Here is an 11,924-nt window from a genome sequence, read left to right as displayed (position 1 = left end):
GCGGGCGCTCAGCCCCCGACGCCAGCTGGGCTGGACGGTGCACCGCATCGCCCTGAAGCCCGCACCGCAGACGCTGCATGAGCGCATGGCGGCGCGGGACCGTGCCCAACCCCGACCCCGACCGTCAGGCCCGGCGCCCTGAACACCTCGCATCGCCCGCCTGTCCGCACCGCATCTCTCCGTTTTCTGCCCGACCGCTCCCATGACGCCCCAGCACCAAGCCTTCCTGGATGCCCTTGCCGCCCACCTGCCGCGTGAGCGCCTGGTCACCGACCCCATGCGCACCCTGGCGCTGGGCACCGATGCCAGCTTCTACCGCCTGGTGCCCCAGGTCGTCGTGCTGGCGCGCAGCGAGGCCGAGGTCGCCACCGTGCTGGCCCTGGCCCACACGCACCAGGTGGCCGTCACCCTGCGCGCGGCGGGCACCAGCCTGTCGGGCCAGGCCGTGAGCGACTCGGTGCTGGTGCTGGTCAACGAAGGCTGGACCGGCATCGAGGTGCTGGACGACGGTGCCCGCGTGCGCCTGCAGCCCGGCGTCATCGGCCAGCACGCCAACGACGCCTTGCGCCCCTATGGCCGCAAGATCGGCCCGGATCCGGCCTCCATCAACACCGCCCGCATCGGCGGCATGGCGGCCAACAACAGCTCGGGCATGTGCTGCGGCACGGCGCAGAACGGCTACCACACGCTGGCCGCCATCCGCGTCATGCTGGCCGACGGCACCGTGCTCGACACCGGCCGCACCGAGAGCGTGATGGCCTTCCGCGCCAGCCACACCGAGCTGCTCGATGGCCTGCGCAGCCTGGCCCGCCAGGTGCAGGCCAACCCGGCGCTGCACCGCAAGATCCAGCACAAGTACCGCCTCAAGAACACCACGGGTTACGGCCTCAACGCCCTCATCGATTTCGACGACCCGGTCGACATCCTGGCCCACCTGATGATCGGCTCCGAAGGCACGCTGGGTTTCATCGCCGGCATCACCTACGACACCGTGCCCGACCACGCCCACAAGGCCTCGGTGCTGGTGCGCTTTGCCACGCTGGATGCCTGCTGCCGCGCCGTCACCGCCCTGAAGGATCAGGGTCGTGTGGCGGCGGTCGAGCTGGTCGACCGCCGCAGCATCCTGGCCGTGCAGGGCAAGCCGGGCATGCCCGACTTCATGTATGGCGAACTGCCCGCCGATGCCGCCGCCCTCCTGATCGAGGTGCAGGGCGCCGATGCCAGCACGCTGCGCGGCCAGATCGATGCCGTCGAGACCCTGCTGCAAGGCTGCGGCTTCGATGCCATCAGCGCCTTCGCCACCGACCCCAAGGTCTGCGAGACCTACTGGGCGCTGCGCAAGGGCCTCTTCCCCGCCGTGGGTGCCGTGCGCCCCGTGGGCAGCACCTGCGTGATCGAAGACGTGGCCTTCCCCGTCGAGCGCCTGGCCGAGGGTGTGCGCGGCCTCACCGGTCTCTTCGAGAAGCACGGCTACAACGAGGCCCTGGTCTTTGGCCACGCGCTGGAGGGCAACCTGCACTTCGTCTTCGCGCCCACCTTCGAGAGCCCCTCGGAAGTGCGCCGCTACAGCGATTTCATGGACGAGGTCAGCCGCCTGGTCGCCGTCGACTTCGGGGGCTCGCTCAAGGCCGAGCACGGCACGGGCCGCAACGTGGCGCCCTACGTCGAACTGGAGTGGGGCGAAGACGGCTACGCCCTGATGAAGGCGATCAAGCGGCTCTTCGACCCGGCCGGCCTGCTCAACCCCGACGTGATCATCAGCGCCGACCACGGCATCCACCTGGCGAACCTCAAGCTGCTGCCGGCGGCCGACCCCATCGTCGACACCTGCATCGAGTGCGGCTTTTGCGAGCCGGCCTGCCCGTCCAACGGCCTTTCGCTCACCCCGCGTCAGCGCATCGTGCTGTGGCGCCGCATCCAGCAGCTGCGCCGCGATGGCTCTGATGCCGCCCTGCTGGCCCAGCTCGAATCCGAATACGGCTATGCCGGTGTCGACACCTGTGCGGCCACCGGCATGTGCGCCACGCGCTGCCCCGTGGGCATCAACACCGGCAAGCTGATGAAGCAGCTCAAGGGCCCGAGCGAGCACGCCGGCACCGCCAGCGCCATCGAACGCCACCTGGGTGTGGCCGTGATGGGCGCGCGCGCCGGCTTGGGCGCGCTGAAGCTGGCCAAGGCCATGGTGGGCGAGGGCGGTGCCCGTTCGCTCAACACCCTGGCTCACAAGGTGATCCCTGTGCTGCCGATCGCCCCGGCCGCCACGCCCCAGGCTGCACCGGCCTTGCCGGCGGCACCGGTGCCGACCACCCCCCTGGCGCCGAAGGACCAGGTGGTGTACTTCGCCAGCTGCGTCAACCGCACCTTCGCCGAAGGCGACACCGGTTCGGGCAGCCTGGCCGCCCACACCTTCAGCCTGCTGGCCAAGGCCGGCATCACGCCGGTCTACCCGCCTCAGCAGGCCAGCCTGTGCTGTGGCCAGCCCTTCGATTCGCTCAATGCGAGCGAGGCCAGCCACTCGGCCCTGGCCCGCACCAACGAGGCCCTGCTGCAGGCCTCGCAGCAAGGCGCCATCGATGTCTACCTCGACAACGCGCCCTGCTCGCTGCGCCTGATCGAGGCCCAGCGCGAGGGCCTGATCGACGCCCGCTTGAAACTCTTTGACGCCACCCGCTTCCTGGCCGAACGCGTGCTGCCCCGCCTGACCGTGCGCAAGCAGGTCGAGCACCTCGCCGTGCACGTGCCCTGCGCCACCAGCAAGGCGGGCCAGCGCGAGCCGCTGCTGGCCATCGCGCGCCAGTGCGCCCAAACGCTCACCGTGCCCGACATCGCCTGCTGCGGCTTCGCCGGCAGCAAGGGCTTCACCCTGCCCGAGCTCAATGCCAACAGCCTGCGCCACCTGCGCGAGGCCCTGCCCGAGGCCTGCACGCAAGGGGTGTCCACCAGCCGCACCTGCCAGATCGGCCTGAGCACCCACAGCGGCCGGCCCTACGCCAGCCTCGAGGCCCTGCTCGACGACTGCAGCAGCCCTGCCTGATTCCACCGCCACCCGCCCACCCATCCATCCGCACGCACACCACCGCGCACCTGACCTGATTTGGAGGAGACTCACATGAACACCTGGATCCAGAATTACACGCCTCTGGGCAGCCTCGGCCTCTCGGCCGTCATGGCTGTCCTGCCCATCGTGTTCTTTTTCCTGGCCCTGGCGGTATTCCGCCTGAAGGGCCACGTTGCCGGCACCATCACCGTCGCCATCGCCCTGGGCGTGGCCATCCTCGGTTACGGCATGCCCGCCGACATGGCCTTTGCGGCCGCCGGTTACGGCTTCCTCTACGGCCTGTGGCCCATCTCCTGGATCATCGTCACCGCCGTCTTCCTCTACAAGATCACGGTGAAGACCGGGCAGTTCGACATCATCCGTGAGTCGGTCCTGTCCATCACCGAAGACCAGCGGCTGCAGATGCTGTTGGTGGGCTTCGCCTTCGGTGCCTTCCTGGAAGGGGCCGCCGGCTTCGGCGCCCCGGTGGCCATCACCGCTGCACTGCTGGTGGGCCTGGGCTTCAACCCCCTGTATGCCGCCGGCCTGTGCCTGATCGCCAACACCGCCCCGGTGGCCTTTGGCGCCATGGGCATCCCCATCCTGGTGGCCGGCAAGGTCACGGGCATCGACCCCTTCGCCATCGGTCAGATGACTGGTCGCCAACTGCCCCTGCTGTCGGTCTTCGTGCCCTTCTGGCTGGTCTACATGATGGACGGCCGCAAAGGCATCCGTGACACCTGGCCCGCCGTGCTCGTGGCCGGTGGTTCCTTCGCCATCACCCAGTACTTCACCGCCAACCACGTGGGCCCCGAACTGCCGGACATCACCTCCGCCCTGGTCAGTCTGGTCTCGCTCACCGTCTTCCTGAAGTACTGGAAGCCGCGCGAAATCTTCCGCTTCGCCAACGCCGGCGACAGCGTCGGTGCCTCGGCCGTGGCCGGTGCCAGCATCGCCTCGGCGCCTCGCGCCAAGCGCGCCATGCGCCACACGCCTGGTCAGGTCTTCAAGGCCTGGTCGCCCTTCGTCATCCTCACCGTGCTGGTCACCATCTGGTCGATCAAGCCCTTCAAGTCCCTGTTCGACAAGGGCGGCGCCCTGGCTTCCTGGGTGATCAAGATCGAAGTGCCCCACCTGCACAACCTCGTGGTGAAGACCACGCCCATCGTGGCCGCAGCCAAGCCCTATGAGGCCATCTACAAGCTGGACCTGTTCTCGGCCACCGGCACCGCCATCCTGTTTGCCGCCCTGCTGTCGGCCGTGGTGTTGCGCTTCAAGCCGGCCGATTGCGTCGAGACCTTCGTCGAAGTGCTGGGTGAACTCAAGCGTCCCATCCTGTCGATCGGCATGGTGCTGGCCTTTGCCTTCGTGGCCAACTACTCGGGTCTGTCCAGCACCCTGGCCCTGGTCCTGGCCGGCACCGGCGCGGCCTTCCCCTTCTTCTCGCCTTTCCTGGGCTGGCTCGGCGTGTTCCTGACGGGTTCCGACACGTCTTCCAACGCGCTGTTCTGCTCGCTGCAGGCCACCACCGCCCACCAGGTCGGCGTGTCCGACACCCTGCTCGTGGCCGCCAACACCACCGGTGGCGTGACCGGCAAGATGATCTCGCCCCAGTCCATCGCCGTGGCCTGCGCCGCCGTGGGCCTGGTGGGCAAGGAGTCCGACCTGTTCCGCTTCACGCTCAAGCACAGCCTCTTCTTCCTGGTCATCGTCGGTGTCATCACCTTCGTGCAGGCCTACTGGCTCACAGGCATGATTCCTTGAGCCTCGCCTAGGGTTTTCACGCAGCACAGGGGCCTTCATGGCCCCTTTTTCCTGCCGCGCTCAACGTGCGCATCGCCCGGTGCCATCCCCGCGGGCCCGACTGTTTCAAGCTGGAGCAGTTGTGCCCCGGTCGGATGGCACATTGTTTTGGGTAAACCCTGCGGGCGAAAGCGGCCAAAAGCCTTCACGCTGCGCGATGTGTGTCAGGCATGCGCGTTCGCCGGGTCATCCGACATGGCATGGCGTTTGCCCTTCACCTGTTCGTCCATCGCCCACATGAGGAGACTTGCATGAAGTTGAAGACGCTTTCCCTGTTGCTCGCAGGCGCCCTGGCCTCGGTCACCGTCCATTCGGCCGGTGTGTCCGACGCCATGATCGCCAACGACGCCCAATCCACCAACGATGTGCTGAGCTGGGGTCTGGGTACCCAAGGCCAGCGCTTCTCCGCACTCAAGACGATCAACACCGGCAACGTGTCCAAGCTGGTCCCGGCCTGGTCGTTCTCTTTCGGTGGTGAAAAGCAGCGCGGCCAGGAATCGCAGCCGCTGATCCACAACGGCAAGATGTTCGTCACGGGTTCGTACTCGCGCATCTACGCGATCGACCTGAAGACTGGCGCCAAGCTCTGGAAGTACGAGCACCGCCTGCCCGAAGGCATCATGCCTTGCTGCGACGTGATCAACCGCGGCGCCGCCCTCTACGACAACCTCGTCATCTTCGCCACGCTCGACGCGCAGCTGATCGCCCTCGACCAGAACACCGGTGACGTGGTCTGGAAGGAAAAGATCGACGAGTACTCGGCAGGCTACTCGGCCTCGGCCGCTCCGCTGATCGCTGGCGGCCTGCTGCTGACCGGCGTCTCCGGCGGTGAGTTCGGCGCCATCGGCCGTGTCGAAGCGCGCAACCCCAAGACCGGTGACCTGGTCTGGACGCGTCCGGTGGTCGAAGGCCACATGGGCTACACCTACGACAAGGACGGCAACAAGAAGGAAAACGGCGTCTCCGGCACCACCGGCGCCACCTGGCCTGGCGACCTCTGGAAGACCGGCGGCGCCACCACCTGGCTGGGCGGCACCTACGACGCCAAGACGGGTCTGGCCTACTTCGGCACCGGCAACCCCGCACCGTGGAACAGCCACGTGCGCAAGGGTGACAACCTCTTCTCTTGCTCGACCGTCGCCATCGACATCAAGACCGGCAAGATCAAGTGGCACTACCAGGGCACCCCGAACGACTCGTGGGACTTTGACGGCGCCAACGAGTTCGTCACCTTCGACATGGACGGCAAGCGCGTCGGTGCCAAGGCCGACCGCAACGGCTTCTTCTATGTGAACGACGCCAGCACCGGCAAGCTGCTCAACGCCTTCCCCTTCGTCAAGAAGATCACCTGGGCCACCGGCATCGACCTGCAGACGGGCCGTCCGAAGTTCGTGGCCGACAACCGCCCTGGCGACCCCAGCCAGGCGAAGGCTGGCGAGAACAAGGGCAAGACCGTGCTGGCTGCCCCGGCCTTCCTGGGTGCCAAGAACCAGATGCCCATGGCCTACAGCCCGCAGACCGGCCTGTTCTACGTGCCGTCCAACGAATGGGAAATGGACATCTGGAACGAGCCCATCTCCTACAAGCGTGGCGCAGCCTATCTGGGCGCGGGCTTCACCATCAAGCCCGTCTTCAATGACTACATCGGCTCCCTGCGCGCCATGGACCCCAAGACCGGCAAGATGGTCTGGGAAATCAAGAACAACGCCCCGCTGTGGGGTGGTGTCCTGACGACCGCCGGCAACCTCGTCTTCTGGGGCACGCCTGAGGGTTACCTGAAGGCCGCCGACGCCAAGACCGGCAAGGAGCTGTGGAAGTTCCAGACCGGCTCTGGCGTGGTCGCGCCCCCGGTGACCTGGAACGAAGGTGGCGAGCAGTACATCGCCGTCGTGTCCGGCTGGGGCGGCGCCGTGCCGCTGTGGGGTGGTGAAGTTGCCAAGAAGGTGAACTTCCTGGAACAGGGTGGCTCCGTCTGGGTCTTCAAGCTGCCCAAGTGAGCCGGCCTGTGATGCCAAGGGATGCGGCCGAGGCCGCGTCCAACCGAGTGTGATGCGCCGGGGCTGGGTGGTGAAAGCCACCTGGCTCCCGGACTTTTCAGGCTGCCGATGGCAGCCTTTTTTTGTGCCTGTGCGCGTGGTTGCACGCCTTGCAAGCGTCGTGCAGGCAGGGTGAGCCCGCAAGCGGGCGGGTGTGGACGGAGGCGATCAGGCCTGGCGGATGCCGGCCGTGGCCGTCCAGCGGCCTTGCTTGTCCACCCACAGGGCGTCGACGCCCCAGGCCTTGGCCAGACCCGAGGCCTTCTGCGGGCCGGCCACGAAGAACACCTTGGTCAGGGCATCGGCCAGGGCGCCGCTCTCGGCCAGCACACTGACGCTGGCCAGCTCCAGTGGCGAACGGCCGGTGTGCGGGTCGAAGATGTGGTGGTAGCGGTGGTCCTGGCTGAAGCTGAGCTGGTCGTCGGCCGAGGTGGCCACGCAGCGGCCATCGGCCAGCAGGCGGGTGATGAAGCGGGTTTCGTCACGCGGATCGGCCAGGCCCAGCACCCAGGGCAGCTGGTGGGCGTTGCGGCCCAGTGTGGCCCATTCGCCCGTGTCGATCAGGGCATGCTGCACACCGTGGCGCTGCAGCACGGCGCGCACGCGGTCGGCCGCATGGCCTTGCGCGATGCCGTTGAGGGTGATGCCCATGTTCGGCCGTTTGAGCGCCAGCACCCGGTCGTTGACGATCAGACCCTGCCAGCCCACCAGGCTGCGGGCCGCGTCGATGGCCTTGTCGTCGGGCAGGCGCCCGCGTTTCTGCGCGGCGTCGAACACCTTCCACAGCGGCTGCACGGTCACGTCAAAGGCCCCGGCGCTGCGTGCCGACACCGATTGCGCCACGCGCAGGATGCCCACCAGCTCGGGCGGCGGGTCGCGCAGCAGGCCTTCCGCATTGAGCAGGCTCACCGCGCTGTCGGGGCGGAACAGGCTCAGGATCTGATCGAGGTGCTGCAGCAGGGCGACCGATTCGTCCAGGGCCTTGCCCAGCACGGTGGCGTCCGCATGTGCGGCCTTGATGCCCAGTGTGGTGCCGAAGCCCAGCAGCTTGCGTTCCTGCCAGACCAGGCCGCCCAGCACGGTGGCGGCGCGTTCGGCCTGCCCGCTCTGGGCTTGCACCTGCATCAGGCCCGGGGCCATCAGCGCGCCCAGCCCCATGGCCTGGCAGACCAGTCGCCGTGGCTTGTTCATGTCGACTCCTTGAGGGGTTGAATCGGGATCACCTTGGCCTTGCGCGCGCTGATCAGCGGTGCGCAGCGGGTGTCGCTGTCATGGATGGCCACACAGTCCATGCACTGGAAGCACTCGGTGTAATCGACGGCGCCCGAGGGCTCGATGGCCTGGTAGCTGCAGCGGTGGCGGCAGGTCTGGCAGGGCGTGCCGCATTCGGCGCGGCGGGGGATCCAGTTCCAGCGGCGCAGGCGGCCCATCACGGCCAGGGCGGCGCCCAGCGGGCAGACATAGCGGCAATAACCCTTGTAGACCACGGCGCTCAGGCCCAGCATGGCCACGGCCCAGAGCACGAAGGGCCAGTGGCGCACAAAGCCCAGGGTGATCGCGGTCTTGAAGGGTTCGGCTTCCACGGCGCTGTCGACCAGGGCCGAGCCGGGGATGGCAGCCAGCCCCAGGATCACGGCCAGCACACCGTACTTGAGTCGCTTGAAGCGTCGGTCCCAGTCGCGGTGCAGGGGGCGCTGGCGGACGCGGGCCATTTTCGCCAGCTGGCTGATCAGGTCCTGCAGCGCGCCGAAGGGGCAGAGCCAGCCGCAGAAGGTGCCACGCCCCCAGACCAGCAGGGTCAGCGCCACATAGGCCCACAGCACCACCGTCATGGGGTCGTAGAGCAGGAAGCCCAGGCTGCGGCCCGCCACGATGGCCTGCACCACACCCGTGAGGTTCACGATGGAGAGCTGCCCCTGCGCGAAGAAGCCGATGAAGCCGATGGTGTAGACCAGGTAGGCGTTGCGCAGCCAGCGCATGCGGGCCTCGTCGCGCACCAGCCAGCTCGGGCGCCACAGCATGGCGCTCAACACCAGCAGGCCGGCGCCCAGCACGCCCAGCTCCCAGGCGCGAGAAGTCCAGCTGCTGCGCCAGTCTTGCTGCTCGCCGGCCGGGGCGCTGACGTAGGCCTCGGGCAGGCGGTAGGCGAGGGTGAAGTCCTGGCTGACGCGCTCGGGGTAGACCACGCCCTTCAGGCGGGTCACGCGCAGGCTCAGGCTCATGGCCTGAGCCGGGTCCAGACCGGCCGCACCGATCACGCGGAACACCTTGTACGAGGCGCCCTCCCAGCCCGTTGGCAGGGTGACGGCGTCGTCGATGTCCATGTCTCGGATCTCCATCGGCAGCTCGCCCTGGCGCAGCGAGAGCCGATCGGGCACCGCGGCGCGGACAAAGTCGTCGCCCATGAAACCGTGTGGCCCGCGGCTGGCCACCAGCAGGGCATGGTCGCCGGGCTCAAGGCGCTTGAGCAGGCGGGCCCAGCCTTCGGGCTTCATCAGGTTGCGGCCCACGTCCGGCAGGTTCAGGTAGCTCACCAGCAGTTCGCTGTGCAGGGCGTCGGGCGCCACGGCCTGGGGGCTGTCGTCGCGCGGGGTGGCGGTGCCGGCGAAGGCCTTGTCCACATCGCGGCCCAGCCAGCGCTGGCTTTGCGCCAGACCGCGGTCAAACAAGGCAGGCCAGTCCAGCGTCTGGAAAGGGGTGGTCTGTTCCACCCGGGCCAGCAGGGAGGGATCGCGGCTGGCTGCAAAACCCAGCTTGGCACGCGCCACGGCCAGCGCGGCGGCCACGATGCTCTGGTTGACGATGCGCACCGAGGCCGTGGCCTTGGCGACCCCATCGATGTAGACATTGCTGCTGCCCGCCTGCCCGGCGCGGTTCAGGTTGCTGCCTACCTTGATGTGCTGCTTGAGCGAGATCCCCTTGTGCTGGGCGATGAAGCTCAGCAGGGGCACCGGGCCCAGTCCCTCGACGAACACGGGTTCGTGCTGGGAGATCAGCTGCAGGTCGAGGAACACGCCCTTGGCATCCAGCAGCACCAGCACGTTCATCGGCGTGCCCGAGAAGCCGGGCAGGGGGGCGAAGTCGATGCTCTCGAAGGCGTAGCCCACCAGCACCTCGTCGGTCGTGCCCCGGCGGAACAGCGGCCAGACGGGCAGGGCCGTGTCCTTGGCGCCCACGATGAAGGGGGCCGGGAAGGCTCGCTGCATGGCCGCGGCGTCCATCACGCCGGCGTGCGCGATGCCGGGTGCCAGCCATGACGCCCAGGTCAGCAGGCACAGCCACATCAGGGCCCGTTGCAGGGCCCGCAGCGGGGAGCCGATCAGGGGCGCGAGGGCGCGAGGGGTCATGGGGGCTGTCGAGGCTGTGGGGTCCATCACACCTCAGACAGCAAGCCATGTGCCCTGGCGCAGGCGGCCAAGTCCGGCGTTCCGGCTGGGTGAAGACCCGCGGTCGAAACCGTGAATCTGCTCCACGCTGTGACACCCACCTGCTCCACTGCCCGTGCAAACCCTCGTGATGCCTTGTCACATGTGCCAGCACACTCGTGTGACAGCAGGGTGAGGGCCTTGACGCCATCCGCCTCAAACCGGCGTCGTCTCAGGGTTAGCCCTTGAGTTTCCGTGTTCCCGTTCACGATGCCGCCCGATGGCATGGCCTTTGCGGAATTGGGGGACATCACACCTGCTTCAACAGACCCTGGAGACGTACATGACCTTCCCCTCTGCCCGCTGGCTCCGTCGCACCGCACTGGCCACCATCCTGGCCGGCAGCAGCCTCGCTGCCTTCGCCCACGGTGACGTGGTGCCCCACGGCATCGACACCAAGGACCTGCCGCAACTGGGCACGACCTGGCTGGCCACCAACCCCTACCTGGCAGATGCCGACACCAAGGACAAGGCCCTGAAGATCGGTGCCTCGGGCTTTGGCCAGAACTGTGCCCGCTGCCATGGCATCGACGCCATCTCCGGCGGCATCGCCCCCGACCTGCGCAAGCTCGACAACGAGTGCGCCACCGCCAAGCCCGCCAAGCGCGAAGCCTGCACCACCGAGATCGATGGCTACTTCCTGGCCACCATCCGTGCCGGCCGCACCCGCAACGGCGCGGTCTACATGCCCCCCTTTGAAGGCATCCTGAGCCAGGAAGCCATGTGGGCCATCAAGACCTACCTGGTGTCGCGTCGCGAGAAGCCGTTCTGATCTGCGGGTCAAACCGTGATCCTGAAGCAGGGTGCGTTGGGCACCCTGTTCTTGTTTTCAGGCCCTTTGGCGCCCTCACGCCGGAAGGCCACTGCCACGCAAAGGTCTGAGATGAAGCCCATGGACAAGCCGATCACCCCGCTCGCCACCAGCCTTGAACAGCCGCACGCCGCCGGACGGCGGCAGGCCCTGCGTGGCCTCGCCCTGCTGGGTGCGGGTGCGCTGGGCTGGCCGCTGGCCGCCCGCGCCGAAACCGGCAACCTCGAACAGATCAAGGCCCGCGGTGTGCTCACCGTGGCCGTGTACGACAACCTGCCGCCCTACTTCGTCAAAGGCCAGGGCGGCATCGAACTCCGGCTGGCCGAGGCCATTGCCGCCGACCTGGGCGTCAAGGCTTCCTTCCTGCCCTTCCCGGGCGACGACGAGATGGCCGACGACCTGCGCGCCATGGTCTGGAAGGGCCACTACCTGGGCTATGGCCCGGCCGACATCATGCTGCACGTGCCGGTTGACCGCCCGCTGATGGTGGCCAACCCGCAGGTCCGCATCTTTGCCCCGTACTGCCGTGAGCGCGTGATGCTGGCCCGTTCGCGCAAGGCCCTGCCTCAGCTCGACGACCTGCAGCCCCTCAAGGGCCAGGCCATTGCCGTGAGCGGCGACTCCCTGCCCGGCATGCTCCTCCTGGGTGCCGAAGGCGGTGTGCTGCAGCCCGGCTTGCGCACCACCTTCCCGCACGGTGTGGCGGCGGCCCAGGCCCTGCTGCGTGGCGAGGTGCAGGCCGCAGGTGGGCTGCAGTCCGAGCTGGAGAGCGTGCTGGCGGGCAACCCCGACTTCGAGATCGGGCCCCTGCC

At 68.0% G+C, this 11,924-nt stretch carries 7 protein-coding genes; 5 read left to right on the top strand and 2 right to left on the bottom strand.

The annotated features are described in order from the left end of the window. Positions 1-202 precede the first annotated feature (202 nt). The 3 genes from QZ994_RS15520 (at position 203) to QZ994_RS15510 (ending at position 6,837) form a co-directional block, all read left to right on the top strand. Complete coding sequence (locus tag QZ994_RS15520; protein ID WP_290873612.1) at positions 203-3,034, top strand: FAD-binding and (Fe-S)-binding domain-containing protein; 2,832 nt, start codon at positions 203-205, stop codon at positions 3,032-3,034. A gap of 75 nt (positions 3,035-3,109) precedes the next feature. Further along, a complete protein-coding gene (locus QZ994_RS15515) occupies positions 3,110-4,801 on the top strand; it encodes a lactate permease LctP family transporter (RefSeq protein WP_290873609.1) in 1,692 nt (563 codons plus the stop codon). A 290-nt stretch (positions 4,802-5,091) separates the two neighbouring features. Further along, the gene (locus QZ994_RS15510) at positions 5,092-6,837 is read left to right on the top strand and encodes a PQQ-dependent methanol/ethanol family dehydrogenase (RefSeq protein WP_290873606.1); all 1,746 of its coding nucleotides are present in this window, start codon (positions 5,092-5,094) and stop codon (positions 6,835-6,837) included. 207 nt (positions 6,838-7,044) lie between these two features. On the opposite strand, the gene QZ994_RS15505 is transcribed toward QZ994_RS15510, so the two are convergent. Together QZ994_RS15505 and QZ994_RS15500 are read right to left on the bottom strand one after the other, a co-directional pair. Continuing rightward, positions 7,045-8,067, bottom strand: a complete 1,023-nt coding sequence (locus QZ994_RS15505) for an FAD:protein FMN transferase (RefSeq protein WP_290873603.1) — start codon at positions 8,065-8,067, stop codon at positions 7,045-7,047. Further along, positions 8,064-10,223 (bottom strand): 4Fe-4S binding protein, encoded by a 2,160-nt coding sequence (locus QZ994_RS15500; RefSeq protein ID WP_290873601.1) that lies wholly within the window; start codon positions 10,221-10,223, stop codon positions 8,064-8,066. The genes QZ994_RS15505 and QZ994_RS15500 overlap by 4 nt, the downstream gene beginning before the upstream one ends. 361 nt (positions 10,224-10,584) lie before the next feature. Here QZ994_RS15500 and pedF point away from each other — a divergent pair, with 361 nt between their 5' ends. Both pedF and QZ994_RS15490 read left to right on the top strand, forming a co-directional pair. Continuing rightward, on the top strand, positions 10,585-11,073 hold the full coding sequence (pedF, locus tag QZ994_RS15495) for a cytochrome c-550 PedF (protein WP_290873598.1): 489 nt from the start codon (positions 10,585-10,587) through the stop codon (positions 11,071-11,073). A gap of 120 nt (positions 11,074-11,193) precedes the next feature. Then, the coding region (locus tag QZ994_RS15490) for an ABC transporter substrate-binding protein (RefSeq protein ID WP_290873595.1) at positions 11,194-11,924 on the top strand (731 nt) is incomplete at its 3' end.

Source organism: Aquabacterium sp. (assembly GCF_021768455.1).
Lineage (GTDB): Bacteria > Pseudomonadota > Gammaproteobacteria > Burkholderiales > Burkholderiaceae_C > Aquabacterium.
Note: the sequence above shows the minus strand (reverse complement) of the source record. Positions and strands in the feature narration are given on the sequence as shown.

Coding starts and splice junctions, on each gene's coding strand:
- QZ994_RS15520 (WP_290873612.1), top strand. CDS start 203: ATGACGCCCCAGCACCAAGCCTTCCTGGATGCCCTTGCCGCCCACCTG.
- QZ994_RS15515 (WP_290873609.1), top strand. CDS start 3,110: ATGAACACCTGGATCCAGAATTACACGCCTCTGGGCAGCCTCGGCCTC.
- QZ994_RS15510 (WP_290873606.1), top strand. CDS start 5,092: ATGAAGTTGAAGACGCTTTCCCTGTTGCTCGCAGGCGCCCTGGCCTCG.
- QZ994_RS15505 (WP_290873603.1), bottom strand. CDS start 8,067: ATGAACAAGCCACGGCGACTGGTCTGCCAGGCCATGGGGCTGGGCGCG.
- QZ994_RS15500 (WP_290873601.1), bottom strand. CDS start 10,223: ATGACCCCTCGCGCCCTCGCGCCCCTGATCGGCTCCCCGCTGCGGGCC.
- pedF (WP_290873598.1), top strand. CDS start 10,585: ATGACCTTCCCCTCTGCCCGCTGGCTCCGTCGCACCGCACTGGCCACC.